The sequence below is a fragment of the Megasphaera elsdenii DSM 20460 genome (assembly GCF_003010495.1).
GTDB classification, from domain to species: Bacteria; Bacillota; Negativicutes; order Veillonellales; family Megasphaeraceae; genus Megasphaera; species Megasphaera elsdenii.
Window position 1 is genome coordinate 2,249,640 of the sequence record NZ_CP027570.1, and the last position, 25,404, is coordinate 2,275,043.

Annotated in this window: 26 protein-coding genes and 1 riboswitch; of the genes, 21 read left to right on the plus strand and 5 right to left on the minus strand. The window is 53.3% G+C overall.

From position 1 onward, the window contains the following. The first annotated feature begins 41 nt into the window (after nucleotides 1–41). The 16 genes from C6362_RS10625 (at nucleotide 42) to C6362_RS10700 (ending at nucleotide 16,886) form a co-directional block, all read left to right on the plus strand. Complete coding sequence (locus C6362_RS10625) at nucleotides 42–290, plus strand: hypothetical protein (RefSeq protein ID WP_014016666.1); 249 nt, start codon at nucleotides 42–44, stop codon at nucleotides 288–290. A gap of 301 nt (nucleotides 291–591) precedes the next feature. Then, nucleotides 592–2,289 (plus strand): carbon starvation CstA family protein, encoded by a 1,698-nt coding sequence (locus C6362_RS10630; RefSeq protein WP_014016665.1) that lies wholly within the window; start codon nucleotides 592–594, stop codon nucleotides 2,287–2,289. Nucleotides 2,290–2,711: 422 nt separating this feature from the next. Then, a riboswitch (SAM riboswitch) is annotated at nucleotides 2,712–2,809 on the plus strand. Nucleotides 2,810–2,887: 78 nt separating this feature from the next. Next, complete coding sequence (gene cysK / locus C6362_RS10635; protein ID WP_014016664.1) at nucleotides 2,888–3,820, plus strand: cysteine synthase A; 933 nt, start codon at nucleotides 2,888–2,890, stop codon at nucleotides 3,818–3,820. A gap of 38 nt (nucleotides 3,821–3,858) precedes the next feature. Then, a complete protein-coding gene (locus tag C6362_RS10640; protein WP_014016663.1) occupies nucleotides 3,859–4,905 on the plus strand; it encodes a sulfate ABC transporter substrate-binding protein in 1,047 nt (348 codons plus the stop codon). Nucleotides 4,906–4,917: 12 nt separating this feature from the next. Beyond that, on the plus strand, nucleotides 4,918–5,763 hold the full coding sequence (cysT, locus tag C6362_RS10645) for a sulfate ABC transporter permease subunit CysT (protein ID WP_014016662.1): 846 nt from the start codon (nucleotides 4,918–4,920) through the stop codon (nucleotides 5,761–5,763). A gap of 15 nt (nucleotides 5,764–5,778) precedes the next feature. Further along, nucleotides 5,779–6,609, plus strand: coding sequence for a sulfate ABC transporter permease (locus tag C6362_RS10650; RefSeq protein WP_014016661.1), 831 nt, complete (start codon nucleotides 5,779–5,781; stop codon nucleotides 6,607–6,609). A 14-nt stretch (nucleotides 6,610–6,623) separates the two neighbouring features. After that, complete coding sequence (locus C6362_RS10655; protein WP_014016660.1) at nucleotides 6,624–7,685, plus strand: sulfate/molybdate ABC transporter ATP-binding protein; 1,062 nt, start codon at nucleotides 6,624–6,626, stop codon at nucleotides 7,683–7,685. 16 nt (nucleotides 7,686–7,701) lie between these two features. Beyond that, entirely contained in the window at nucleotides 7,702–9,399 is a 1,698-nt protein-coding gene (locus C6362_RS10660) for an adenylyl-sulfate reductase subunit alpha (RefSeq protein ID WP_014016659.1), read from the plus strand. Continuing rightward, nucleotides 9,383–9,697 carry a 4Fe-4S dicluster domain-containing protein gene (locus C6362_RS10665; RefSeq protein ID WP_014016658.1) on the plus strand — a complete coding sequence of 105 codons (315 nt, stop codon included), beginning with the start codon at nucleotides 9,383–9,385 and terminating at the stop codon, nucleotides 9,695–9,697. The genes C6362_RS10660 and C6362_RS10665 overlap by 17 nt, the downstream gene beginning before the upstream one ends. Before the next feature lie 138 nt (nucleotides 9,698–9,835). Beyond that, nucleotides 9,836–10,735 (plus strand): sulfate adenylyltransferase subunit CysD, encoded by a 900-nt coding sequence (gene cysD, locus C6362_RS10670; RefSeq protein WP_014016657.1) that lies wholly within the window; start codon nucleotides 9,836–9,838, stop codon nucleotides 10,733–10,735. 1 nt (nucleotide 10,736) lies between these two features. Continuing rightward, nucleotides 10,737–12,431, plus strand: a complete 1,695-nt coding sequence (locus C6362_RS10675) for a sulfate adenylyltransferase subunit 1 (RefSeq protein WP_014016656.1) — start codon at nucleotides 10,737–10,739, stop codon at nucleotides 12,429–12,431. Between the two features lie 229 nt (nucleotides 12,432–12,660). Then, nucleotides 12,661–12,993: a hypothetical protein gene (locus C6362_RS10680; RefSeq protein WP_041647243.1), complete on the plus strand. Its 333-nt coding sequence runs from the start codon at nucleotides 12,661–12,663 to the stop codon at nucleotides 12,991–12,993. 226 nt (nucleotides 12,994–13,219) lie between these two features. After that, nucleotides 13,220–14,239 (plus strand): anaerobic sulfite reductase subunit AsrA, encoded by a 1,020-nt coding sequence (gene asrA, locus C6362_RS10685; RefSeq protein ID WP_014016654.1) that lies wholly within the window; start codon nucleotides 13,220–13,222, stop codon nucleotides 14,237–14,239. Next, nucleotides 14,232–15,044: an anaerobic sulfite reductase subunit AsrB gene (asrB, locus tag C6362_RS10690; protein WP_014016653.1), complete on the plus strand. Its 813-nt coding sequence runs from the start codon at nucleotides 14,232–14,234 to the stop codon at nucleotides 15,042–15,044. The genes asrA and asrB overlap by 8 nt, the downstream gene beginning before the upstream one ends. Nucleotides 15,045–15,058: 14 nt before the next feature. Further along, entirely contained in the window at nucleotides 15,059–16,108 is a 1,050-nt protein-coding gene (gene asrC, locus C6362_RS10695; RefSeq protein ID WP_014016652.1) for a sulfite reductase subunit C, read from the plus strand. 10 nt (nucleotides 16,109–16,118) lie between these two features. Beyond that, nucleotides 16,119–16,886 (plus strand): formate/nitrite transporter family protein, encoded by a 768-nt coding sequence (locus C6362_RS10700; RefSeq protein ID WP_014016651.1) that lies wholly within the window; start codon nucleotides 16,119–16,121, stop codon nucleotides 16,884–16,886. 210 nt (nucleotides 16,887–17,096) lie between these two features. Here the strand turns inward: C6362_RS10700 and C6362_RS10705 are convergent, their stop codons facing one another. Continuing rightward, complete coding sequence (locus tag C6362_RS10705) at nucleotides 17,097–17,759, minus strand: Crp/Fnr family transcriptional regulator (RefSeq protein ID WP_014016650.1); 663 nt, start codon at nucleotides 17,757–17,759, stop codon at nucleotides 17,097–17,099. 12 nt (nucleotides 17,760–17,771) lie between these two features. After that, on the minus strand, nucleotides 17,772–18,389 hold the full coding sequence (lexA, locus tag C6362_RS10710; RefSeq protein ID WP_014016649.1) for a transcriptional repressor LexA: 618 nt from the start codon (nucleotides 18,387–18,389) through the stop codon (nucleotides 17,772–17,774). A 205-nt stretch (nucleotides 18,390–18,594) separates the two neighbouring features. On the opposite strand from lexA, the gene C6362_RS10715 reads away from it, so the two are divergent. Next, complete coding sequence (locus C6362_RS10715) at nucleotides 18,595–18,897, plus strand: LysM peptidoglycan-binding domain-containing protein (RefSeq protein WP_014016648.1); 303 nt, start codon at nucleotides 18,595–18,597, stop codon at nucleotides 18,895–18,897. Here the strand turns inward: C6362_RS10715 and C6362_RS10720 are convergent. Beyond that, entirely contained in the window at nucleotides 18,891–19,889 is a 999-nt protein-coding gene (locus C6362_RS10720; RefSeq protein ID WP_370687630.1) for a site-specific integrase, read from the minus strand. The genes C6362_RS10715 and C6362_RS10720 overlap by 7 nt on opposite strands. A 95-nt stretch (nucleotides 19,890–19,984) precedes the next feature. Between C6362_RS10720 and C6362_RS10725 the strand changes: the two genes are divergently transcribed. Both C6362_RS10725 and C6362_RS12330 read left to right on the plus strand, forming a co-directional pair. Beyond that, nucleotides 19,985–20,662 carry a TVP38/TMEM64 family protein gene (locus C6362_RS10725; protein WP_014016646.1) on the plus strand — a complete coding sequence of 226 codons (678 nt, stop codon included), beginning with the start codon at nucleotides 19,985–19,987 and terminating at the stop codon, nucleotides 20,660–20,662. A gap of 192 nt (nucleotides 20,663–20,854) precedes the next feature. Further along, nucleotides 20,855–21,661: a TIGR00730 family Rossman fold protein gene (locus C6362_RS12330; protein ID WP_014016645.1), complete on the plus strand. Its 807-nt coding sequence runs from the start codon at nucleotides 20,855–20,857 to the stop codon at nucleotides 21,659–21,661. Between the two features lie 3 nt (nucleotides 21,662–21,664). Here C6362_RS12330 and C6362_RS10735 read toward each other — a convergent pair whose 3' ends face one another. Further along, a complete protein-coding gene (locus C6362_RS10735; protein WP_014016644.1) occupies nucleotides 21,665–22,546 on the minus strand; it encodes a L,D-transpeptidase family protein in 882 nt (293 codons plus the stop codon). A gap of 102 nt (nucleotides 22,547–22,648) precedes the next feature. Next, nucleotides 22,649–24,013 carry a PhoH family protein gene (locus C6362_RS10740; RefSeq protein WP_014016643.1) on the minus strand — a complete coding sequence of 455 codons (1,365 nt, stop codon included), beginning with the start codon at nucleotides 24,011–24,013 and terminating at the stop codon, nucleotides 22,649–22,651. A 395-nt stretch (nucleotides 24,014–24,408) separates the two neighbouring features. On the opposite strand from C6362_RS10740, the gene C6362_RS10745 reads away from it, so the two are divergent. Further along, nucleotides 24,409–24,648, plus strand: coding sequence for a hypothetical protein (locus C6362_RS10745; protein ID WP_014016642.1), 240 nt, complete (start codon nucleotides 24,409–24,411; stop codon nucleotides 24,646–24,648). Between the two features lie 259 nt (nucleotides 24,649–24,907). Further along, nucleotides 24,908–25,348, plus strand: coding sequence for a hypothetical protein (locus C6362_RS10750; RefSeq protein ID WP_255411295.1), 441 nt, complete (start codon nucleotides 24,908–24,910; stop codon nucleotides 25,346–25,348). The last annotated feature ends 56 nt before the right edge of the window (nucleotides 25,349–25,404 follow it).

A 25,404-nucleotide genomic window follows, 5' to 3' on the forward strand; every position in this document is an offset into this window, starting at 1 on the left:
AATGAATTTTTTGTATATCGATAGGGGAGATGTGTTTGTTCATGAATAAAACGATCGTTACGTCTATTTTTGTCGTATTGGCCTTGTTATTATCGACGACGTGGGACTTGCTGGCTGTCAAAATCTTGCTGACAGGCTGTCTCATGGGCTGGCTGGCCCGGACGATTGTCGCCAATTTTCAAGCCAATGCCAAAAAAGCCGCTGCCCGGAAGAAACGGGTACGCCGTCCGCGCGCGGCCCAGCACAGCCAGGCCGGTCCGACGAGCCAGGCCAGTGTATCCGGCCATTGATGAGTAAAAAAATTAAAATCCATAAAATATAAATCATTGTCATAAAGGCATATAAGATGTTAAAGAGGTTAAACAGAATCATAACGTTTAATCTCTTTTTTATACTTAAAAAATATAAGTAAAACGCCGACGATGACTTAATAGTATATTTGACAGGCCATTTTAATCGTGATATACCTACAGGTACAGAGGCGAGCGAAAAAATCATAGCAGAGCTTTTTGTTATTCATTTACTGCATTTATTGTATCCTGCGTACCTTCGCGCATCCTCTGCAGCATATTTTTTGTAGGAGGTATTCATATGAATGGTGTTGTTTTAGTCACCTGTGCTATCGTCATCTTGGCGGTAGCCTATCGGTTCTACGGCAAGTGGCTGGCCAAGACGTGGGGCATCGATCCCAACGCCCTGACGCCGGCTCATCGCCTGGAAGACGGTCAGGATTATACGCCGTCTTCGAAATTCACGGTTTTTGCCAATCAGTTCTCGTCCATTACCGGTGCCGGCCCTGTCACGGGTCCGATCATCGCCGCTGCGTACGGCTGGCTGCCGGCCTTCTTATGGCTTATGATCGGCGGCGTCTTCTTCGGCGCTGTCCAGGACTTTGCCGCTCTCTATGCGTCCATGAAGAATGACGGCAAATCTATGGGCGTCCTCATCGAAAAGTATATCGGCACGACGGGCCGCCGCCTGTTCCTGCTCTTCTGCTGGGTCTTCAGCCTGCTGGTCATCGCCGCTTTCGGCGATATCGTCGCTACGACGTTCAACGGCTTCGCCAAGGATGGTTCCATGGTCCTGCCCAATGCCGCTGCCGCTTCCATTTCCATGTTGTTCATCTTCGTCGCCATCGCTTTTGGCCTGTTCATCAAGAAGTTCAACCCCAGCGAAAAAGTCCGCTTCGTCATTGCTATCGTCCTCTTGATCGCCATGCTCTACGTCGGCATCGACCTGCCGATTTATCTGGACCGCATGACCTGGCTGTACATCATCTTCGCTTACATCTTCTTTGCGTCCATCATGCCCATGTGGCTCTTGAAACAGCCGCGTGACTATATCAGCGCCTTCCTGCTGCTCATGATGATCGCCGGCGGTGTCATCGGCATCTTCATCGCTCAGCCGACGCTGAACATGCCGGCCTTCACGTCCTTCTCTGTCGGCGGCAAGGATTTGTTCCCGATCCTGTTCATCACCATCGCCTGCGGGGCTGTTTCCGGGTTCCACAGCCTCGTTTCGTCCGGTACGTCGTCGAAGACGCTGGATAAGGAACAGGATGCCGTCTTCGTCGGCTATGGTTCCATGTGCGTCGAATCGGTCTTAGGCGTCGTATCCCTGGTCATCGCCTGCGCCGCCGCTTCCAACGGCCACGTCGCTTCGGGTACGCCCTTCCAGATTTTCTCCGGCGCTGTCGCCGGCTTCTTCACCATGTTCGGCCTGTCCCAGACCGCCGCTGCCTGCATCATGACCATGTGCGTTTCCGCCCTGGCCCTGACGACCCTCGATGCCGTCGGCCGTATCGGCCGTATGTCCTTCCAGGAACTCTTCAGCGTCGATGAAGGACAGGAAATGACGACAATCCAGAAAATCTGCGTCAACAAATATTTCGCCACGGTCATCACGCTCTTCTTCGGCTTCCTGCTCTGCCTCGGCGGCTACATGAACATCTGGCCGCTCTTCGGCTCGGCCAACCAGCTGCTCTCGGCCATGGTCCTCATCTGCCTGACGGTCTTCCTCAAGACGACAGGCCGCAAGAGCTTCATGCTCTACGTCCCGATGGTCGTCATGTTCTGCGTCACCATGACGGCTCTCGTCGAATCGGCTTACGCCCTGATCATTAAGATCGCTTCGGGCAACTGGTCGCTCCTCATCGAAGGCCTGCAGTTCGTCCTGGCCATTGCTCTCATGGTCCTGGCTGTCTCCATCGTCTACCACTGCGGCAAAGAACTCATCCACGCCGACGATAAGACGGCACACCAAGACGCCCAGCCGACGGCTACGCATTGAGAGTGTCAGCAGCTAGCAGTTAGCAGTTCGTAGGGGACGCCCAAAGGGCGTCCCGCAGAGTGCAGTTAGCTATCAGCCATTAGCAGTTAGACACTAACGGCTAACCCCTAAAAAGGGCCTGTTGCATATGCAACGGACCCTTTTTACTTATAAAAAATGTAATTTATAAAGTTAAATACTTATTTAGAGTCAAAAGTATAACGTTTTAATTATAAATTGTGAAAGTTTTCGCTTAAAATCCCTTGACAATATACTGAGTAAAGTGTACAATCTCAGTAACGTTTCCGATAGGAAGCCATTTATTCTTAGTCATCGAATCGAGAGGTATGTTATCATGGGGTACTTAAAAAATTTGACCATCATGTGTTGTACGATATGATCGTATTGTACAACCATTCATAAGGACAATACAATACGAAACCTATTCATCCAGAGCAGCCGAGGGACTGGCCCGATGACGCTGCGGCAACCTACGTAGGTAAGGTGCCAATTCCAGCAGGAACAACCTGGCAGATGAAGTCATGGGCATACGTCTATTTATAGCGCCATCTGCATGTATCAGGTGGCGCTTTTCTTTTGCCAAGAAGGAGCTGAGTATATGGAGCATGTGGCAAAGTATTTGACTGAACTAATCGGCAACACGCCGCTTTTGGAACTGACTCATTGGCAGGCCCGGCACGGCCTCAAGGCCCGGGTCCTGGCCAAGCTGGAGTACATGAATCCCTTGGGCAGCGTCAAGGACCGCGTCGCAGCGGCGATGATTGAAGAGGGGATTCGTCAGGGGAAAATCGATCAGGATACGGTCATCATCGAACCGACCAGCGGCAATACGGGCATCGGCCTGGCCTTGGTCGCCGCCGTGAAGGGGCTGCACCTGATCTTGACTATGCCTGACACGATGAGCCTGGAACGGCGCAAGATCGTGTCGGCCCTGGGGGCAGAAATCGTGCTGACACCGGGCATCGAGGGGATGCGCGGCAGCATCGGCAAAGCCGAAGAATTGAGGGATTCTTACGGCAATGCCTTCATTCCCCAGCAGTTCGACAATCCGGCCAATCCGGCCATCCATCGGCAGACGACGGCTGAAGAAATCTGGCGCGATACGGACGGAAAGGTAGACATCTTCATTTCTTCCGTCGGCACGGGCGGCACCATCACCGGTACAGCCCAGGGCCTGAAAGGCCATAAGCCGGACGTCCAGATCGTCGCTGTCGAACCGAAAGATTCGGCTGTCCTGCACGGCGGCCGGCCGGGACCGCACGCCATTCAGGGGATTGGCGCCGGGTTCATCCCGAAAGTATTGGATATGTCTCTCGTAGATGATGTGATCGACGTATCCAATGAAGATGCTTACGGCCGGGCCAGGGAAGTGGCCAAGACGGACGGCCTCCTGGTCGGTATTTCTTCCGGCGCGTCGCTGCAGGCGGCACTGGAACTGGCCAGCCGGCCGGAAAATGAAGGCAAGACCATCGTCGTCCTCCTGCCGGACGGCGGCGAACGCTACTTATCGACGGCTTTATTCGAGGGGTAAAGAAATAAAGATACAGCCGGTATAGAGGGGGAAAGAACATGAAGAAAAAACATATCATAGCTATACTGGCTTTCACAGCGGTATTAGCCGCCGCGGGGGCATTGGCTGGCTGCGGGCGCAGCGATACAGCCGATGGCGGCGGCACGATGACCCTGACCAATGTCTCGTATGATCCGACCCGTGAGTTATATAAAGAATATAATGAATTGTTCCAGAAACACTATCGGGAGACCACCGGCAAGGACATCCGCATCATCCAGTCCCACGGCGGATCGGGCAGTCAGGCCCGGTCGGTCATCGAAGGGAGCCGGGCTGATGTCGTGACCCTGGCCCTGGCCCACGATATATCGCTCATCGAAAGAGCCGGTCTCATCCATGAAGGCTGGCAAAGCGATTTCGCCAACGATTCGGCGCCGTACACGTCGACCATCGTCTTCCTGGTCCGCAAGGGGAACCCGAAAGGGATACGCGACTGGGATGACCTGGTAAAGCCCGGGGTCAGCGTCATTACGCCGGACCCGAAGAGCAGCGGCGGTGCCTGCTGGAACTTCCTGGCCGCCTGGAGCTGGGGCCTTGACCATTTCGGGGGGAATGAGATCAAGACCCGTGCCTTCATGACCGACTTGTACCGCAACGTCACGGTCATGGATTCCGGCGCCCGCGGCTCGACGACGACCTTTGTCGAAAACGGACAAGGCGACGTCCTTATCGCCTGGGAAAACGAAGCGCTTTATTCGATGCGCGAATATCCCGACAAGTTCGAACTCGTCGTGCCCAGCATCAGCATCATGGCCCAGCCCAGCGTGGCTGTCGTCGACCGCCTGGCCCGGCGCAAGGGCCACGAAGAAGCGGCCCGCCAATACTTGCAGTACCTTTATTCCGATGAGGCCCAGGAATTGGCGGCTAAGAACGGGTTCCGGCCGTCCAATCCGGACATCCTTCAGCGCTATGCCGACCGCTTCGACTTGCATGTCAAATTGACCAAGATCAGCGATTTCGGCGGCTGGGAGGCTGCGTATGTCAAATTTTTCAACGACGATGCCTTGTTCGACAAGATCATGGCCGATGTCAACGGCAACGAATAGGAGGGGAGCCGGATGAAACACTTTTTTGCCCGTTCTGGCGGGCGCAATCAGATTATTCCCGGCTTCGGCCTGACCATGGGCATGAGCATCACTATGCTGTCCCTGCTCATCCTCATCCCGCTGGCGTCAGTCCTGGCCCATTCACTGCAACTGACGGCCAATGACTATGCCAAGCTCATCACCAACAGCGGTATCCGCAACGCCTTCATCACCAGCATTTCCTGTTCCGTCCTGGCGGCGCTGGTGAACTGCGTCTTCGGCTTTATCCTGGCCTGGGTCCTGGTACGCTATGAGTTCACGGGCAAGCGCCTCCTGAACGGCGTCATCGAACTGCCCTTCGCCTTGCCGACGGCCGTCGCCGGCATCACCTTGTCCAAACTCTATTCCGATACGGGCTTCTTCGGCAGTTTCTTTGCCAGCTACGGCATACAGATTGCCTATACCAAGATCGGCCTGACCATCGCCATGGTCTTCGTCGGGATTCCCTTCGTCGTCCGGTCCATCCAGCCGGTCCTGGAAAAGCTCGACCCGACGTATGAAGAAGCGGGCAGCATGCTCGGCGCATCGCCGTTCACCATTTTCCGGCGCATCATTTTCCCGGAACTGCGGCCGGCTTTGCTGACAGGCTTTGGCCTAGCCTTTGCCCGGGGTCTCGGCGAATATGGCAGCGTCATCTATATTTCCGGCAACAGTGCCAAGCATCACACCCAGGTCGTTTCCTACGTCATCATGCAGAAGCTCAATTACGTCGATTACGCCAGCGCTACGGCCATTGCCTTGGCCATGCTGGTCATCGCCTTTGTCACCTTGTTTTCTATCAATATGATCCAGGTCCATCAGGCCCGGCGCGTCCAGTAGAGGAGGGGAGCCATTATGAAACACAGCAAGCTGGAAATCGCCTTGCTCACAATCAGCGTCGTCTTCGTCGTGGTCATGCTCATCGTCCCCCTGGTGTCGGTCCTGGTCAATTCGCTGGCCGAAGGTTGGGAGTTCTACATCCAGGCCCTGACGACGCCGTACGTCCTGTCGGCCCTGCGCCTGACCTTGCTGGCTACGGTCGTCGCCGTCATCGTCAATACAATCTTTGGCCTCGGCGCGGCCTGGGCTATTTCCAAATTCGACTTCCGGGGCAAGCACTTCTTGACGACACTCATCGATATCCCTTTTTCCATTTCGCCGGTCATCGCCGGCCTGGCCTTCATCATGACTTTCGGCCGCATGGGCTGGATCGGCCAGTGGATCGAAGTCCTCAACGACTATTGGGGGACGGATATCCAGATTGTCTTCGCCATTCCCGGCGTCATCTTGGCGACGATTTTCGTCACCTTTCCCTTCGTCTTCCGGGAAATCATCCCCGTCCTCAGCACCAATGGGCGCGACGAAGAGGAAGCGGCAGCCCTCATGGGCGCCAGCGGCTGGACGATTTTCTTCCGCATCACCCTGCCGCAGATCAAATGGGCCCTGCTCTACGGCATCGTCCTCTGTACAGCCCGGGCCCTCGGCGAATTTGGGGCCGTCAGCGCCTTGTCCAAACTGCGCGGCGAGACCTTTACGCTGCCCCTGGAAATCGACGCCCTCTATCAGTCAGGGTCAGCCGATGCCATTACGGCGGCCTTCGCCGTATCATCTCTGTTAGTACTCTTAGCCATTATCGTCCTGCTCCTTCGGACCTTCCTCGAAGCCAAGGCCGATAAGTCATCGTAAAGGAGGTGAAGCTCATGTATGTCGAAATGAAACACATCGAAAAGAATTACGGCTCCTTCCATGCGTCGCGCGACGTTTCCTTTGGCATCGACAAGGGCAAGCTCGTCGCCCTCCTCGGTCCCAGCGGCAGCGGCAAGACGACGATTCTGCGCATGCTGGCCGGCCTGGAGAATCCCAACAGCGGCGACATCTTCATCGACGGCCGCCGGGTCAACGACATTCCCGCTGCCAAGCGGGGCATCGGCTTCGTCTTCCAGAACTACGCCTTGTTCCGCTATATGACCGTTTTCGATAACGTCGCCTTCGGCCTGGAGATACAGAAGCGGCCGAAAGATGAGATACGCCGCCGCGTCCTGGAAATGATCGACCTCGTCGGCCTTTCCGGCATGGAAAAGCGCTATCCCAACCAGCTCTCCGGCGGTCAGCGCCAGCGCGTGGCCTTTGCCCGGGCTCTGGCACCGAATCCCCAGGTCCTGCTCCTGGATGAGCCCTTTGCCGCCATCGACGCCAAGGTCCGCCAGGAACTGCGCAACTGGCTGAAGGATACGATCCACCGCGTCGGCATTACCAGCATCTTCGTCACCCACGACCAGGATGAAGCCGTCGAAGTGGCCGATGAAATCATCATCACCAACCACGGCCGTATCGAACAGGTTGGCACACCGCTGGACATATACCGCCAGCCGCAGACACCTTTTGTAGCTCAATTTATCGGAACTCCGGTTGTCATCAATAACTGCAACATCCTCACAGGGTTTCTCAGCATCGGACAAGGAAAACAAGCCATTGTCCGGCCGGAATTTCTCAAGATCTATAAATACGGTACAATGAAGCAGTATATCAGTGCCGCCGAAGAAGGGACCGTCGAAGCCGTCGTCTTCCGGGGCAGCCATCTCGACGTGACCGTCCGCATCAAGGGCCTGGCCGTCCATGGAGAATATTCTTTCGACGACCCGCCTTTGAATGTCGGAGAGACCGTCCAGGTCCTGATTTACCGCTTGTATGTCCTCGACGGCGACAAGACGTATTTGAAAGAAAACAGCGCCATGACTTCGGCCGACGTTTTCTATATTTAATGAAGGAGTTTATGCTATGCAGATTACCAGTGAGAAGCTCATCCATACGGATGTCCTCATCATCGGCGGCGGGACGGCCGGCTGTTATGCCGCTTTGACCCTCCGCAGCCTGTCTGACGCCTCGGTGGTCATCGCCGAAAAGGCCGATATCCGCCGCAGCGGCTGTCTGGCAGCCGGCGTCAACGCCTTGAATGCCTATATCACCAAGGGCCATACGCCGCAGTTCTACGTCGACTACGCCAAGAAAGACGCAGCCGGCATCGTCCGGGAAGACTTGCTCCTGACCATGTCCGAAGGCCTCAACGAAGTCACGAAGAAGCTGGAAGACCTGGGGCTGGTCATCTTGAAGGATGAACAGGGCGAATACGTCGCCCGCGGGACGCGCAACATCAAGATCAACGGCGAGAACATCAAGACCATCCTGGCCGACGCCGTCAAGAAACTCGATGATGTCCAAGTCATCAACCACTTGAACATCACTGACTATATCGTCCGCGATGACACCATCGCCGGAGCCTTGGGCTTTGATATCCGCACGGGTACAGCCTATGAAATCCGGGCCAAAGCTGTCCTCTGTGCGACTGGCGGCGCTGCCGGCCTATATCGGCCCAACAATCCCGGCTTTTCCCGGCACAAGATGTGGTACTGTCCTTTCAATACGGGTGCTGGTTACGCCATGGGCATCCGGGCCGGCGCCGAAATGACGACTTTTGAAATGCGATTCATCGCCCTGCGCTGCAAGGATACCATTGCACCGACCGGGACCATTGCCCAGGGCGTCGGTGCCAGGCAGATCAATGCCCGCGGCGAAGTGTACGAACAGAAATATGGCCTGACCACCTCTCAGCGGCTCTATGGCACGGTCCGGGAAACGCTGGACGGCAACGGTCCGTGTTATCTCGGCACAGAAGGCATTACGCCAGCCCAGGATGAATCGCTCCTCAAGGCCTATCTCAACATGGCACCGAGCCAGACCTTGAAATGGATCGAATCGGGCAAGCTGCCGAGCCAGCAGAACGTCGAAATCGAAGGGACTGAGCCCTATGTCGTCGGCGGCCATACGGCCAGCGGCTACTGGGTCGACACGAACCGCCAGACGACGATCCGCCACCTCTATGCAGCAGGTGACGTTGCCGGTGGCTGCCCGCAGAAATACGTCACCGGTGCCCTGGTCGAAGGGGAAATCGCCGCCAAAGACATGGTCCGCCAGGGCCTGACCGATGCGACGGGCCTCGATGAAGCCCAGGAAAAGGCCATCCTCGCCGAAAAAGTGGCTGAATACAACGCCGCCCTCGGCGAAAGGGACAGTTTCTTCACGGTCGAACAGCTGGAAGAAGCCATGCAGAAGGTCATGGACACCTATGCCGGCGGCATCGGCAGTCATTACCAGTACAACGAGAAGCAGCTCGACCTGGCCGATGAAAAGATCGACCAGCTCATGGAACTGGCAGCCCACGTCGGCGCCAGCGACTACCATGAACTGCTCTTCGTCTACGAACTGCGCGAACGGCTGACGGTCTGCAAGGTCCTCATCGCCCATCTCCGGGCCCGCAAGGAAACGCGGTGGCATTCCTTTGCAGAAAACCTCGATTACCCGGAACAAAGCGATGACTGGCTGAAATACGTCAACTCCCGCTTGGGCGAAGACGGCCAGGTCCACATGATTTACCGCGATTTAGTACCAGGAGGGGACGTTTATGAGCATACGCATTAATCAGGAACGATGCATCGGCTGTGGCCAGTGCATCGACGTCTGCCCGGGCAGCCTCATCGACCGCAACGACCAGGGCAAGGCGTGGATGCATTATCCCAAGGACTGTTGGGGCTGTGTGTCCTGCGTCAAGGAATGTCCGGTCCAGGCCATCGACTTCTACCTCGGCGCCGACATGGGTGGCCGGGGCAGCACGATGAACGTCACGGCGGACGGCCATTACCTGCATTGGCATATCCATCAGGCCGACGGGACGGAAAAGACCATCACTGTCGACCGAAAACAGGCAAATTCGTATTGAGTCTGATAGGGAAAACGCCAGTATTCAGTATATTTCTTATTTGTCGTTTGATGTTTGACGTTTGAAGTTTGACGCATAGACGCACATCAAACATCATACATCAAACATCACACATCAAAACATAGGGGGATTCATATTATGTGTGCATTATCGCATCTCGACAAGTTAGAGGCCGAAGCGATTTACATCATCCGCGAAGTTGCCGCGGAATGTGAAAAGCCGGTCATGCTCTATTCTATCGGCAAGGACAGTTCTGTCATGCTTCACCTGGCCCTCAAGGCCTTTTATCCGGAAAAGCCGCCTTTCCCGTTCCTCCATGTCAATACGACGTGGAAGTTCAAAGAAATGATCCGCTTCCGCGATGAAACCATGAAGAAATATGGTCTGCAGCTCATTGAATACATCAATCAGGAAGGGGTCAAACAGGGCGTCAATCCCTTTGACTATGGCGCAGCCTATACGGATATCATGAAGACCCAGGCCCTCAAGCAGGCGCTCAACAAATACGGCTTCACCGCTGCTTTTGGCGGTGGCCGCCGGGACGAAGAAAAATCCCGCGCCAAAGAACGTATCTTTTCCTTCCGCAATGAAGCCCAGGCCTGGGACCCGAAGAACCAGCGCCCGGAAATGTGGAAGCTCTACAATACGCACATCCATAAAGGCGAAAGCATGCGCGTATTCCCGATTTCCAACTGGACGGAAAAAGATATCTGGCAGTATATCAAACGGGAAAACATCGACATCGTGTCCTTGTATTTCGCCAAAGAACGGCCCTGCGTCTATCGCGATGGCAACATCATCATGGTCGACGACGACCGCATGCGCCTCAAGCCGGGAGAAGAAATCATGCACAAGAAGATCCGCTTCCGTACTTTGGGATGCTATCCTTTGACAGGGGGCATCGAATCCGATGCCGATACGCTGGATGCCATCATCGATGAAACACTGAGCGCCGTCTCGTCGGAACGGACGAGCCGCGTCATCGATAATGAAGCAGCCGGCAGCATGGAACGCAGAAAGAGAGAGGGGTATTTCTAAAATGGATAGAAACGGAAACGGCTTGTTAAAATTTATTACCTGCGGCAGCGTCGACGACGGCAAATCGACACTCATCGGGCATCTGCTCTATGATGCCAAATTGCTTTATGCCGACCAGAAGAAAGCACTGGAACTGGAAAGCAAAGTCGGCAGCCGCGGCGGCGCCATCGACTATTCGCTCCTCCTGGATGGCCTCATGGCCGAACGGGAACAGGGCATCACCATCGACGTCGCCTATCGCTATTTCAGCACGGATAACCGCAGCTTCATCGTCGCCGACACACCGGGCCATGAAGAATATACTCGCAACATGGCTGTCGGCGCTTCCTTTGCCGACTTGGCCATTATCCTCATCGACGCCACCAAGGGCGTCCTGGTCCAGACCCGCCGCCATGCCCGCATCTGCGCCCTCATGGGGATCCGCTATTTCATCTTCGCCATCAATAAGATGGACCTGGCCGACTACAGCCAGGAACGCTTTGAAGAAATCAAGGGACAGATCGCCAAGCTCCGCGACGAATTAGAACTGGCCAACGTCGTCCTCATTCCTGTTTCGGCGACGGAAGGGGACAACGTCACCAAGGCTTCGACCAATATGCCTTGGTACCAGGGACCGACGATTCTCGATTATTTGGAAACGGTCAACGTTGAAGAAGACAAAGAAGAAGGCTTCTACCTGCCCATCCAGCGCGTCTGCCGCCCGAATCATACTTTCCGCGGTTTCCAGGGCCAGATTGAAAGTGGGTCCTTAGCTGTTGGCGATACGATTACAACGTTGCCCAGCAAAGAAGAAGCTAAGGTCAAATCCATCCTCATCGGCTTCGATACCGTCGAGTCGGCCGTCAAAGGCCAGCCGGTCAACGTCCAGCTCGACCGCGAAGTCGACGTATCCCGGGGCTGTGTCTTCACCAAGGGAACGGACGTCGCCCTGAGCCAGCGCATTACGGCGACCATGCTCTGGATGGATGACCAGGACCTGGCTGTCGGCAAGGAATATGTCGTCAAATTGGGGACGAAAGAAATCGTCGGCGTCCTCAGCGACATCGATTACACCATCGACGTCAATACAGGGGAAAAGAAGCGCGCTTCGAGCCTTACGAAGAACGAAATCGCCGTCTGCACGCTCTTCCTGCAGGAACCGATTGTCGTCGATACTTTCAGCCATCACAAGGTCCTGGGCGAACTCATCCTCATCGACCGCGTCACCAACATGACTTCGGCTTGCGGCGTCGTCATCGACGTCAACGATACCAACGCCGACCACACCTTCGTCCATGGCTCCTTGAAGGCCCGCGGCGATGTCTTTGAAGATTTCTTCTACGGTATGCAGAGTCTCAATATCACCAAGGCTAAACCGGCCTTCCACCAGTACCACATCGGTGATACCATCCCGACCAAGGGCGAAACCTACGCATATCCGGATAACTTCGATATCCTTATCCTCCGCGACAAGATTGCCGTCGAAATCCGCGACGCTAAAGTGGCTAACATCCTGTCCCTTGATGGCTATGCCTATACGGAACAGCCCCTGGTCAATGGCCGCGGTTTTGCCATTAACGTTCACTCGCCACAGGAATTCGCTGCTTTTAAAGCGGATTATACCAAGGCCGGGGAAAATTCCGATGCCGAACTTTTCGACAAATGGATGACCTTTGAAACATATCGCAAGATTAAATTCCACAACGATTTTGAATAATGGCTATTTAGAAAAGGGGCTGTCTTCAGTGAGACGACAGCCTCTTTTCTGTATGCAAAAATAGCATGGATTACCTGTAATAAGTTACAGTGTCATAAAAGAACATTTTATATATAATAAAAACAAAGAAAGGCCTTCCCATTTGTGAATTATATGTGGAGAGAGGTGAGGCAATATGACCTGGAAAAAAATAAGGCCGCGATTAAGTCTTCTAATAGTTGCCGTTCTCATGCTTTGTGTCATGCTCACAGGCTGTATGTCCGATAAGTATGCCAATAGTGAATATGTCGGCACGTGGAAGGCGACGAAAGCTTCTATGAGCGGTGTCAGTCTCGATGTCAATAAAGTCATTGGTAGTTTTGTCCTTGAATTAGAAGCCGACGGCGACGCCAAGGCGGTTATCAAAGGCGAAAAGAGCAGCGGCGACTGGGAAGAAGTGGAAAACGGCTTTAAACTCAAGGATTCCCAAGATGAAATGGCTTTTACGAAAGTCAAAAAAGGCATAGTCAAGACCGAATATTCCGGCATGGTCATTCTTTTTGAAAAACAAGCTTCCAAATAGTATGACACATTTAGATTCCTCAACGATAACGATTTTAGATGATAAAAAAGTATAGCATTTAGAAGAATTTAGAAAAAACTGTTGCTACGGCAACAGTTTTTTTCTTTCCCGACTGTTATCATAAAGTCAACGAGGCGGCTTATGATGTCGTCACGGTGTATGTGAAAAAAATAATTTGTTCATCCATTATATTTGTCATTTATTTCTTTAGAAAGAGGGTAACAGCATGGGCTATCAATTAAATGCAGATGCATTGAACACGGTCTTTGCCAAATGGTCGGATACGTATGACATTTACGCTCCGAAACTGTTTGCAGGTACAGGGCGGTCTTCGATGCAGGATATCGTACGCTATGGCAAGATCACCAAGCCGGAAGAAATCGTTTGGGACAAACGATCCGACTACTCGGCAAAAGACGTTTTGCTGCCGGTTTGCCAGACCTTGTTCTATTTCAATGAAAATACCGTCACCGAAGCCGAAGCTCCGGAAAAAGGCGCCATCATCTTGCTGCGCAGCTGCGATTTGCACGCCATCAAGCGCTTCGATTACATGTATCTCCAGAATGGTCCCGAAGACTATTACTACAAACGCGTCCGCGACCGCGTCAAATTCGTCCTCATGGGCTGCAGCCAGGAATTTGAAAACTGCTTCTGCGTTTCCATGGGCACCAATACCAGTGATAACTACGATGTCGCCTTGAATTTCAAAGACGGCCAGTATTTCCTCGATGTCAAAGATGACGTCCTGGGAAAAGCCGTTACAGAAGCCAAGGCTCCGGAAGCCGACGTCGTCCCCGACCATGTGACCGAAAACAAACTGCAGGTACATATTCCGGAAAACCTCTCGTCGGCCATCGCCAAATCCCACGTCTGGGATGAATACGACAAGCGCTGCATCAAATGCGGCCGCTGCACCCTGGCTTGTCCGACCTGCACCTGCTGGTCCATGCAGGACGTATTCTTCACGGAAGACCATAAAGCCGGCGAACGCCGCCGCGTGCAGACATCCTGTATGTTCGACGATTATACCCTGGTAGCCGGCGGCCTTTGCTTCCGCAAGAAGGCTGGCGAACGGATGCGCTTCAAAGTGCTCCATAAGACGCTGGAATTTAAACAGCGCTCCGGTTTCCAGATGTGCGTGGGCTGCGGCCGTTGTGATGCCATCTGTCCGGAATACATTTCGCTCAGCCATTGCATCAATGTCAAATTGCCGGAAGGCATGAAGGAGGTCACCGAGAATGAATAACGAATACTTACCGTTCCGTTCGGAAATCTTAGAAGTCATTAAACATGCCGATGTGGAATATACTTTCCGGATGGCCTATGACCGTGGCAAAGAACATCCGGTCAAACCGGGCCAGTTCTTTGAAATCTCTATCCCGAAATACGGCGAAGCTCCCATTTCTGTCAGCGGCATTACCGACCATTCCCTGGATTTCACCATCCGTAAAGTCGGCAGCCTGACCGATGAAATCTTTGAAAACTATGTCGGCGGCCACTTCTTCATGCGCGGGCCTTATGGCAATGGCTTCGACGTCAACATGTTCAAAGGCAAGGAAATCGTCCTGGTCACCGGTGGTTCCGGCTTATCTCCGGTCCACGGCGTCATCGACTACTTCGCCGACCACATGGACGAATGTAAGAGCCTGACTGTCATTTCCGGCTTCAAATCGCCGGCGGACATCCTCTTCAAAGAAGACCTCAAACGCTGGATTGCCGACGGCATGAACTTCATCTGCACGGTCGACAAGGCTCCGGAAGAAGGAAATTATGACGGCCATGTCGGCTTGGTCACCCAGTACATCCCGGAACTGCCCCTCAAAGACTTCGACAACGCCATCGCCGTCGTCGTCGGTCCGCCGATGATGATCAAATTCTCCATCCAGGAATTGATCAAACTCGGTTTCGATGAAGAAAAGATCTGGCTCTCTGAATCGCGCAAAATGTGCTGCGGCCTCGGCAAATGTGGTCACTGCCGTATTGGCAAAGTCTACGTCTGCCAGGACGGGCCGGTATTCAAATACACCGAACTTCGTACCTTAATCGACTAGGAGGCTGATACATTATGGAAATGAATTGCGGCAAGTTAAAAAAATACGCTTTCCGAGTAACGAAAAATCGCAATATGGCTTCCGCCCGTGTCCGTGTACCCGGTGGGTCCCTGAATGCCAAGGTCCTGGGCCAGGTCCAGCATATTGCAGAAACATATGGCAATGGCGAAATCCATCTGACCATCCGTCAGGGCTTTGAAATCATGGGGATTCCCTTTGAAAAAGTAGAAGAAGTAAAGAAGGCCCTGCAGCCGATCATTGATGAACTCGACATCAATCAGAGCGAAAAAGGCGCTGGTTTTGAAGCTTCGGGCACACGAAATGTCATGGCCTGTGTCGGCAACCGCGTCTGCCCCTTCGGCAACTACGATACGACGGCCCTGGCTAAACGGATTGAAAAGGCTATTTTCCCGAATGACCTGCACGTCAAAGTAGCCCTGACCGGCTGTCCTAATGACTGCGACAAGATTCGCATGCACGACTTTGGCGTCATGGGCATGACAGAACCCCAGTTCGACCCCAGCCGCTGCGTCAGCTGCGGCATGTGCGTCCGCAAGTGCAAACAGCTTTCGGTAGAAGCCTTGCAGATGAAGAACTTCCGCCCGGTCCGCAACGTCGAAAAATGCATCGGCTGCGGCGTCTGTGTCTGGGCCTGCCCGAACCGTGCCTGGACGCGAAGCAAGGAACAGTATTTCCGCATCACCCTCTTGGGCCGTACGGGCAAAAAGAACCCGCGTATGGGCGTCGATTTTATTAAATGGGCCGATGAAGACAGCGTCGTAAAGATTATCTCCAACGTCTATGCTTTTGCCAAGAAATATATTGACCCGACCGCTCCTGGCGGAAAGGAACATATCGGCTACATGGTAGACCGTACGGGTCCGGAAGAATTTATCAAGTTCATCCTCCAAGACGTCCACCTGCCGAAGAAGGCGGAAATCTATCGTCCTCTCAACTGGTCCGGTATCCGCTACGTCGGCTTGAAATCGGAACCGTTCTACGTCGGCAAAGACGTAAACCCGGCCGATTTGGATGTATTCCAGAAGCCGTTGCCGCTGAAATAGGGAGGAGCCTATGTACAACGACGAATACGCAGCTTCTGCAGCCGGTGCGGCCGCCAAGGTCGGCCTGCTGAAGAAGAACCCCTTAGGCTATTTCCTCATGTCGGCTTTAGCCGGCGCCTACATCGGCTTCGGTATCCTCCTGTCCTTTACCGTCAGCGGTACCCTCGGTGCTATTCCTATGACGAAGATCGCCATGGGCCTGTCCTTTGGCATCGCCTTGAGTCTGGTCGTCATCGCCGGGGCAGAACTGTTCACGGGCAATGCCTTCGTCCTCTACAACGGCTGGCGTTCGAAGACGGTCACTTTGACGGACGTCGTCCGCCTGTGGGTCGTCTGCTACCTGGGCAACTGGTTCGGCGCCATCGTCTTGTCCCTGATTTTCTACGGTGCTGCCGGCACGGCTGGCGGCACCGGTCAGGCCCTGGCCAATGCCGCTGCCATGAAGATGAGCCTGCCGCCGCTGGTACTCTTCCTCAAAGGCATCCTCTGTAACGTCCTGGTCTGCCTGGCCGTCTGGTGCGGCTTCCGCTGTAAATCGGACAGCGGCAAACTGATCATGGTCTTCTGGTGCCTCTACGCCTTCTTTACCTGTGGCTTTGAACACAGCGTAGCCAACATGACCGTCCTGACCCTGGGCCTGCTGAATCCCGCCGGCACGGCCGTCAGCGTCGGCGGTTATCTCTACAACCTGGCCTTTGTCACCTTGGGCAACATCGTCGGTGCCATCCTCTTCTTGTCCATTCCCTACGGCATTGCAGCGAAGAAGATTGGTGATTAGTGGCTCGTGGCTAGTGGTTCGTGGCTCTCCTTATAGGAGAGCTGTCAGCGAAGCTGACTGAGAGGTTGCTCTTTCTTTATAGTAGTCCGTGAGTTGTAGGGGCACACGTGGGATGCCCGTCAGGAATGATAGGACATATCCCGGAGCGGGCTCGCCACGTGCGAGCCCCTACAGAAAAAAGGACCTGTCGCAAATGCGACAGGTCCTTTTTCAATACAGCGTCACGCGCTGCTGGTCTATTTCGATGAGGCCATCGGCCTTCATATGGCTCAGTTCCCGGGCTACGGCGGTCCGGTCGGCACAGAGGTAATCGGCCAGCTGGGTCCGGGTTATGGGGATGGTGAAGGTCGGACTGCCAACCTGTTCGGACTGGAAGGAGAAGTACGTCAGCAATTTCTTGCGCAGCGTTTTTTTGGAAATGACTTCGAGCTTTTCCAGGAGCTGGGCATTCTTATCGGCCATGAGGCGGAGCATGTTTTCAATGAGCTGAAAATGGAAGGGGCAGGCATTGGTACAGACATGCAGGACCTTGTGGAAGGGCAGGACCAGGAATTTCGTGTTCTTTACTGCCTGGAAGGTCACGATGGATTGAAGTACCGTACCACAGACAAAGGTTTCTCCAAAGAGACCGCCGCTGCGGATGACGGCCAGGACGGCCTTGTCGCCCCAGCGGTCTTCGTGGATCATGTGGATTTCTCCGCTGAGGACGATGCCGATGTAGCGCACTTCATCCTGAGCCAGGACCAGAAATTCGCCTTTGCGGACGGTCCGGACCCGCGCACCCAGGCAGGTGAGCATGGCCATGCGCTTGTCGGGGCTGATGCCGGTAAAGAAGGGGAGGTCATCGGGCAGGATGGGTAAAGAATCAGTCATGCGAAAGACCTCCTAGTAACGGCGATAGAGACCGATGACTTTGCCCAGGATTTGGCAATCTCGGGTGTAAATCGGTTCATATTCGTCATTTTCCGGCTGCAGGCGGATCGTATCGGCTTCGTGGAAATAGCGTTTGACCGTTGCTTCCTCGCCGATGAGGGCGACGATGATTTCGCCGTTTTCTGCCGTTTCCTGGCGGCGGACGATGAGCTGGTCCCCTTCGAGGATACCGGCGTTCTTCATGCTGTCCCCTTGGACGACGAGCATGAAGCAGTCGTCATTGCCGATGAAGTCCGCCGGGAAGGGATAGACGTCTTCGACACACTCTTCAGCAAAAATCGGCGCACCCGCCCGGACCTGGCCGACCAGGGGCAGGGGAACGACTTTCTTGGAACGCCACGAGCCTTCATCGAGGAGTTCGATGGTCCGGTTCTTGGCCGGGTCGCGGCGGATATAGCCCAGGTCTTCCAGGCGGTGGAGATAACCGTGGACCGTTGACGTCGAGCTCAGGCCGACTTCTTTGCAGATTTCCCGTACCGACGGGGGATAGCCGAATTTATGGACACACGTGCGGATATATTCCAGGATTTGTTTTTGACGGGTCGTCAGCATTTTTTCATTATTAATCATATATAATCACTCCAGTCTGGGAAAGTTATAGCAATTCCAGTATAAGCTACCCTTATTATAGCGAAATTTATAAAAAAAATCAAACGTTTGTTCAAAATATCTTGACAAGAACAACCGTTCGACGGTATAATAAAACCGTCGACGAACGGTTGTTCTAAGAAATTTCGTTCTAAGAACGTTCGTTTTAAAGTCAGGAGTGATTGCCATGAAATATGTCGTATTGGCCGTGCTGGCCCTCTTTATGTGTACACAGATTGGCTGGAGTTACCAGCCTTCGCAGGAATACCTTTCTGTTGCCGTCGAACCGGGGCAGACGGTCTGGCAGCTGGCCTCGGTCGCAGCCGGTGATGATATGGACGTGCGCCAGGTCGTCAATGAGATTTTAGAAGACAACGGCCTGACCGGGACCAGTGACATCCGTCCGGGCCAAATACTGCGCCTGCCCATCGCACCGGGCCGGGCCGAACAGGTGCGGACGGCGTTAGCACGGCAGCTGGTGGATCAATGAGAATCTTCGGTAATCTTTAAGATCGGGTTGTCGATGAGGCGGTCCGCTTCGTCGATGTAGCGGCGGACAATGGCCTGCGACTTATGACGGGTCTGGCGCATGATCTGCCGTTCTTCGACGTGATGCTGGGCCGCCGACGTGGCAAAGCCATGGCGCAGGCTGTGGGCGCCGTAATCATCCGGATTCATACCCATCAGCCCGGCGTAGTGTTTGACGATGAGGGCGATTGATTTATCGGAAATCCGAGTTTTCCGAACATGATGCCCCTTCGTCAATCCCCGAAAAACCGGCCCCGTCGTAATCCCACTGATATCAAGCCATTTCTGCAAGGCCGTGACGGCACAGTATTCTTTATCCTTGACCATGGGAATAGCAATCATCTGGCCCTGGTCGAACTGGTCTGTCTTCGATTTGCGCAGCGTAATGAGCAGGCCCAGGCGGGTGAACTTCAAGTCTTCCACGTCGATACCGGCCAGTTCCGACCGGCGCAGGGCCCCGTAGAAGCCGACCAGGAGAATGGCCTTGTCGCGGACCTGCTGGATTTCGTCGCCTTCGAGATAAGTCAGCATTTCCTTGATGTCGTCGAAGAGAATCGGTGCCTTGCCGTGCTGGATGGTCCCTTTCATGCGCTTGATGCCCCGCAGGGCGTTCTTGACGATGGGGTAGCGGCAGGGATTTTCTTTAAGACCGGCAGCGTCGAAATTTTCCGTCAGCGCGCTGATGCGCCGGGCAATGGTATTGGCCTTGGCATTGTCGGCCAGGTCGTTGATGTAATTGACGATGGTCTCTGGTTCAGCCGGGAACGACGACAGCTGGTGATAGCTGCACCAGTCACAGAAATCGTTCCAGTCCGAGCGGTAGGCGTCGACGGTATTGGCGGCCCGTGCCGTGTACAGGCTCTGGCGGGCTTTATTGGATAACTTATCATTTTGAGCAATGGCTTCACTGCGGCCGATGAAAAAATTCGGCGCATCTGTCAAGTTAGACAACAGAAAACCTCCTTTTCAGGCGCTTTACAAGAACAACTTGTAGATACGCCTTTTTTTGGTATACAATAGAATCAAATAGGGAAAGAAGGGGAGTTGTTATGGCAATCCGCAATGGTCCTTTATGGGACAAAGTGCTGAAAATCGCAGTCTGTCTGGGCCTGTTCCTGGCTTTTTGGGGTGTCCAGTGGGTCATCCCCGATTTCTATCAGGAACTGTTCCGGCTCAGCCTGGCTGGCGACGTGGACGGCCTTATCGATTATATTTCATCCTTTGGCATCTATGCGGCCCTCATCAGTATCTTCATGATCACCGTCACGGATATGACCGGCCTGCCGTCGATTCCCTTCCTGACGGTCAATGGGGCCATTTTCGGACTCGTGCCGGGCCTTATCATTTCCTGGGTTGGCGAAGTCCTGGGGACGGAACTGAGCTTCGTTATCTTGCGGACCGTCTTACGCCGCCAGGCCATCCACGTCATTTCCCGCCATCACCTTAGGAACCAGCTCGACCGGTACAGCCGCTTCCGGACGCTGGCCGCAGCCCGGTCCATCCCATATATCCCCAACGTACCGTTTACAGCTATCGCTGCCGTCAGCCATCTCAGCCAGAAAGACCATTTTCTGGCAACAGCTGCCGGCAAGGTACCGCGGGTCGTCATCGAAGTCCTCTTGGGCCATGACCTCATCCATATCAGCCAGCACAGCGGCCGCCTGGCTTTCTGGGTCGTCCTGACGGTCCTGATCTGTTACTTCTGGCACCGCCATCAGCAGGCTTAGCGGCCGAAGAGGACCATGATGATGCCGCCTAAGGTCGGCATGGCGACGATAGCCTCTTTAAGCAAGGGTTTCGGCGCTAAGTGCGTGAATTTTGCTCCGACATAGGCACGAAAATCATAATAAAAAATTCCCCCTAATATATGATATAATTTGTATTATACCATATATTAAGGGAAAGAAAGGACCATATCTATGAATATTACTGTTTATCTCGGTTCCCGTTGTGGGAACCAACCTTGTTATGCTGATTATGCCTATGCGTTAGGGGCCTGGATTGCCCACCATGGTCATACGCTCGTTTACGGCGGCAGCCGGACCGGGCTCATGGGAAAACTAGCTGACGGGGCTTTGCAGGCCGGGGGGCAGGTCATCGGCGTGGAACCGCAGTTCTTTATGGATGAGGAATTACAGCATGAAGGCTTGACAAAACTGATTGTGACGCCAGATATGACGTCGCGCAAGCAACAGATGATGGACTTAGGCGATATTTTTCTAGCCTTTCCCGGCGGCATCGGGACGCTGGAAGAAATCAGCCAGGTCATGAGCCAGGTAAAACTGCACCAGTTGGAAGGGCGCTTTGCCTTTCTCGACTTCAATGGCTATTATCAGCCCATGAAAGCCTTGATCCAGCAGATGAGCGCCGAAGGATTCGTCGATAAGGCCTGGGCTGATGCCGTGCCTTTCGTATCATCCTTTGCGGAGCTCACAGCCTTTGTCCTCGGCCGCGATTTGCCAAAACCGGGCGAAACGTGGCGCCATTTCAAGAACCATATGTACCGCATCCTCGATTTAGCGGATGACGCCGAAACGGGTGAGACCTACGTCGTCTATAAGACCTTGTATGGCGAATACCGCGATTTCATCCGCCCTCTGGACATGTTCCTCAGCGAAGTGGATCATGAGAAGTATCCCGACGTCCCACAAAAATGGCGCTTTGAAAAAACGGCGGGCCTTTGTTCCTGGAATCCGGCTATTTCCAGTCAATATCTGAAAAAGTGAATGTTAATAGATGATGACCGGTGTATTTTTGTCGACGTTTTTATAGATTTTCGCGGCACTGGCCGGCGGCAGGTTCAAACAACCATGAGAGCCGTTCGATTTGTAAATCTGGCCACCGAACGAGGAACGCCACGGTGCGTCATGAAGGCCGACATTGCAGTTGAAAGGCATCCAGTATTTGACTTTTGAGTCGTAGCCTTGACCGCTCAGGGTGGCATTTTGTGTCTTATAAGTCAGGCCGTAAATGCCCTTGGGCGTACCGTGCTTACGTGTCGGATTGCCCGAGACGAGATAGCTTTGGAGAAGGCACTGGCCGTCTTTATAGAGCCATAGCTGCTGGTCCTTCAGACTAACTTCGATGTACGTCGTACCCCAGTCTTGATGGCCGTGGACCGCAGCCGTCTGGGCGTAGACTGGTTCGCAGACCGTGCTCTGCTTCTGGGCCAGGAGGTCTAGCAGGTGGGCCGTTTCCTTTTCTTGGTCGATGCGCCAGCCGTAATCACCTTCGCTGATCGTGATGTCCTGACCGCCAGAAGTGTGGAAAGTCCGCGGCGTATAGGCCGTATCGTATTTGTCGGCCAGTTCTTTGACGAAGGCCCAAACCTGCTGCGGGTCAAAGGTGACCTGGCCGTTGGCATCGGTTCTGAGCCAGGAGACGATGCGGCCGCCGTCGAGGGTCTCGCTCTTATCGCCGAACTGATAAGTGATGGCCACGCCAGCGTAATCCTTCTGGGCTTCTTCCAGCGGCGTCAAAGAAACCGGTGCAGCTTCCTTCGACACCAGGAACTTTTCGGCCTGTCCGCCTGAGAGGGCAAAGACCCCGCTGCCGACCAGAAGTCCAAGACAGACAGTTCCGAGAATTAGAAAATAGTGCTTTCGCTCCATGAAAAATCATTCCTTCAATTACACTTTAAGATAAATCTTTTCTCAATGTATCACAAATTGTAAAGGAATGCAAGGAAAGCAGCCAATATCTGAAGCAGTGAATCACAGGCGCTGGATAGCGTCGAGGGCCAGCGGCGACCGTTCACATTCATCGGCCATCATGGTCAGCTGGTAGCATAAAGGGCTGCCTTTCATCTTACCGGCAGCATAGGTCAGACCATTGGTCCGTTCATCTAGGAAGGGCTTATCGATTTGGTTGGGGTCGCCGATGAGGATGATCTTCGTGCCTTTCCCGGCACGGGTGATGATGCCTTTGACTTGGTTCGGTGTCATATTCTGGGCTTCGTCGATGATGAGGTACGTCTTTTCCAAAGAGCGGCCGCGAATGAAATTGAGAGCTTCTGTCTGAATGAGCTGACGGTCAAAGATTTCCTCGATTTTTTCGGCTAATTCCCGTTCGTTATCGTAGCGTTCATCTTCGTTGCTGTCGATGAGCTGCTCCAGATTGTCGATGATGGGCCGCATGAGGGGCGAAATCTTTTCCTGTTCGTCGCCGGGCAGAAAGCCGATGTCCGAGTCGAACTGCGCATTCGGACGGCAGATGAGAATGCGCCGGTATTCGCCAGTCGGATGGTTGATGATTTTTTCCAGGCCCACAGCCAAAGAATAGAACGTCTTTGCCGTCCCGGCCTGGCCTTTGACGATGACCAACGGGGCTTCCGAAGCCGGCTGCATAAGGGCTTCTTGCATGAAATACTGGCCGGCATTGCGCGGCTTGATGCCATAAGGCGTGACACGGCTGTAGGTCAGGGGCAGGACTTGTCCCTGATGGACCCGGCCTAAATGGGTTTTGTGCAAAGACGCGTCGGCCTGTAAGATGACGAATTCATTTTCCTGGACTTCCGGAGCATAACTGCGTCCTTCGCTGTCCGTTAGATAGAGCTGGCTGACGGCAACGCCTTGGGTCAGGAAATCGTCGAAAGCCGCTTCCGGTACATAACAAGTCAGACGGCCGGTATAGGCATTCTTTTCTGGAAGGACCTGTTCGCGACTGAAATCCTGGGCTTCGATATGCAGGACCTGTGCTTTCAGGCGCAGGACCAGATCCTTCGTGACCAGAATGGGCTGACACGACTGCAGATGACGGCAGACCTTGAGGATGCGATTATCGGCCTGATCGTCCGGTAGGGAATCAGGAAGGGCTTCATGGACGCAGTTGATTTCAATACGCAGGGTGCCGCCATGATCCAAGGGGACTCCGTCGAGCAGGTTACCCCGGAGCCGCAGGCGTTCTAAAAAACGGATGGCTTGACGGGCATTGAACCCGCGTTCACCATCCGCTTTTTTCAATCCATCCAGCTCTTCGACAACAACCAAAGGAATGACGACGTGATTGTCTTCAAAACACTGCATGGCATACGGCGCCTGAATGAGCACATTCGTATCGAGTACATAAGTCTTTGCCATAGAAAATCCCACCTTTACGCTATTTTCTTCAGCATACCAGCTGAATATATATATCCTGTAAAGAGGGGGCAAATAATAGGCATAATAGGGAATTTTTATCTGAATGATGGCAGGAATTTACTCCTATTGTGTAGAATAGATAACAAAAGAGAATTTTATTCCTGAACATACTATGGTAATTCCTAAAAAAGTTATTGCTGGTTTGGGTTCCGGTAGTAAATTGAGGATTGCCGATAATTGGCACAAACTTATGGTGGGATGGCACAGGAATGGCAGAAAGTAGTCGGAGTGATTATATCTGATAAATATCTCTTTGATATTCATTGGTACCATCATAAAGATAGGGGAGATATATTATTTAAAATCAAGAGTTATACAGAAAGGAGGAAATAGTCATGAAAGTCCGATATGTAGGGCAGTCGTTTGGAGTAGACAGCTTAACATCAAATAAGATTTATCAATGTCTTGGGGTTGAAGGCGGATTTTTGAGGGTTATTGATGATTCTGGCGAAGATTACTTGTATTCGGCTATTAGTCCGGGTTCTTTAGATGACGATGGGATTCCTCCTGGAAAATGGGAAGTAATAAAGGATAATGCCAACGGGGATTTACAACGAGCTGTGAAAGTGAAATAAGCGCTTACCTGACGGAGGCGCTTTTTTGTTGCAATTTTATAGCTTGTCTTTTCGCCGCCAGACGCGGACTGCAGACATAAAAGCCTTACCACATGCGTGGTGTCTTCCTGTTGTGACAATTTTCCGGAGGCACTGATGTACACTTATGCAAACTTGATGGGAAAGAGAAAGCAGGAATTTCAGGTTATCATGTAGAATAATTCTATAAAGGATTGTCTGCCATGTATTTCGTGAAGAGTAACGCGTAATCGGTGAGGTGATGCTAGTGTCTTTAGAAAATCAGGAATTAGCCTACATACAGACTTTTTTACAGGATAGGGCTTCGGATCAGCTTATGACGCGGCTATTAGCCGATGTTGGGGAAGATTACGCTTGGTTCCGGCGTCTGGCACAGCATATGTTCCGCAGCCACCTTTCGCCAGACGAACAACGGGAGCTGCTGAAAACGGCTAAGGCAGATACGCAAGGAGACCCCGAGAAACGCCAAGCGGCTCACGATGCCCGTCTGTTGCTGCTGAAATCGGGAATGTGTCTTTCTATTCATGAATCATGGTATTTGCATAAGGTAAAGCAAATGCCCTTAGAAAAAGCCTTTCGCCAAACCATGACGCGCATCGTCGTAGGATTCGGCCAACTTATGTCAGAATCGGACATTCCCAACGATTTTGAAATGCAGCTCTGGTATCGGATACAAGGGTAGATATGAAAAGCTATTGCAATTTCTCGGCTTTTTCGTTATGATGATACATATGTGTA

Excerpts from the sequence above, each read along its gene's own strand:
- C6362_RS10625 (WP_014016666.1), top strand. The coding sequence starts at position 42 with ATGAATAAAACGATCGTTACGTCTATTTTTGTCGTATTGGCCTTGTTA.
- C6362_RS10630 (WP_014016665.1), top strand. The coding sequence starts at position 592 with ATGAATGGTGTTGTTTTAGTCACCTGTGCTATCGTCATCTTGGCGGTA.
- cysK (WP_014016664.1), top strand. The coding sequence starts at position 2,888 with ATGGAGCATGTGGCAAAGTATTTGACTGAACTAATCGGCAACACGCCG.
- C6362_RS10640 (WP_014016663.1), top strand. The coding sequence starts at position 3,859 with ATGAAGAAAAAACATATCATAGCTATACTGGCTTTCACAGCGGTATTA.
- cysT (WP_014016662.1), top strand. The coding sequence starts at position 4,918 with ATGAAACACTTTTTTGCCCGTTCTGGCGGGCGCAATCAGATTATTCCC.
- C6362_RS10650 (WP_014016661.1), top strand. The coding sequence starts at position 5,779 with ATGAAACACAGCAAGCTGGAAATCGCCTTGCTCACAATCAGCGTCGTC.
- C6362_RS10655 (WP_014016660.1), top strand. The coding sequence starts at position 6,624 with ATGTATGTCGAAATGAAACACATCGAAAAGAATTACGGCTCCTTCCAT.
- C6362_RS10660 (WP_014016659.1), top strand. The coding sequence starts at position 7,702 with ATGCAGATTACCAGTGAGAAGCTCATCCATACGGATGTCCTCATCATC.
- C6362_RS10665 (WP_014016658.1), top strand. The coding sequence starts at position 9,383 with ATGAGCATACGCATTAATCAGGAACGATGCATCGGCTGTGGCCAGTGC.
- cysD (WP_014016657.1), top strand. The coding sequence starts at position 9,836 with ATGTGTGCATTATCGCATCTCGACAAGTTAGAGGCCGAAGCGATTTAC.
- C6362_RS10675 (WP_014016656.1), top strand. The coding sequence starts at position 10,737 with ATGGATAGAAACGGAAACGGCTTGTTAAAATTTATTACCTGCGGCAGC.
- C6362_RS10680 (WP_041647243.1), top strand. The coding sequence starts at position 12,661 with ATGCTTTGTGTCATGCTCACAGGCTGTATGTCCGATAAGTATGCCAAT.
- asrA (WP_014016654.1), top strand. The coding sequence starts at position 13,220 with ATGGGCTATCAATTAAATGCAGATGCATTGAACACGGTCTTTGCCAAA.
- asrB (WP_014016653.1), top strand. The coding sequence starts at position 14,232 with ATGAATAACGAATACTTACCGTTCCGTTCGGAAATCTTAGAAGTCATT.
- asrC (WP_014016652.1), top strand. The coding sequence starts at position 15,059 with ATGGAAATGAATTGCGGCAAGTTAAAAAAATACGCTTTCCGAGTAACG.
- C6362_RS10700 (WP_014016651.1), top strand. The coding sequence starts at position 16,119 with ATGTACAACGACGAATACGCAGCTTCTGCAGCCGGTGCGGCCGCCAAG.
- C6362_RS10705 (WP_014016650.1), bottom strand. The coding sequence starts at position 17,759 with ATGACTGATTCTTTACCCATCCTGCCCGATGACCTCCCCTTCTTTACC.
- lexA (WP_014016649.1), bottom strand. The coding sequence starts at position 18,389 with ATGATTAATAATGAAAAAATGCTGACGACCCGTCAAAAACAAATCCTG.
- C6362_RS10715 (WP_014016648.1), top strand. The coding sequence starts at position 18,595 with ATGAAATATGTCGTATTGGCCGTGCTGGCCCTCTTTATGTGTACACAG.
- C6362_RS10725 (WP_014016646.1), top strand. The coding sequence starts at position 19,985 with ATGGCAATCCGCAATGGTCCTTTATGGGACAAAGTGCTGAAAATCGCA.
- C6362_RS12330 (WP_014016645.1), top strand. The coding sequence starts at position 20,855 with ATGAATATTACTGTTTATCTCGGTTCCCGTTGTGGGAACCAACCTTGT.
- C6362_RS10735 (WP_014016644.1), bottom strand. The coding sequence starts at position 22,546 with ATGGAGCGAAAGCACTATTTTCTAATTCTCGGAACTGTCTGTCTTGGA.
- C6362_RS10740 (WP_014016643.1), bottom strand. The coding sequence starts at position 24,013 with ATGGCAAAGACTTATGTACTCGATACGAATGTGCTCATTCAGGCGCCG.
- C6362_RS10745 (WP_014016642.1), top strand. The coding sequence starts at position 24,409 with ATGAAAGTCCGATATGTAGGGCAGTCGTTTGGAGTAGACAGCTTAACA.
- C6362_RS10750 (WP_255411295.1), top strand. The coding sequence starts at position 24,908 with ATGCTAGTGTCTTTAGAAAATCAGGAATTAGCCTACATACAGACTTTT.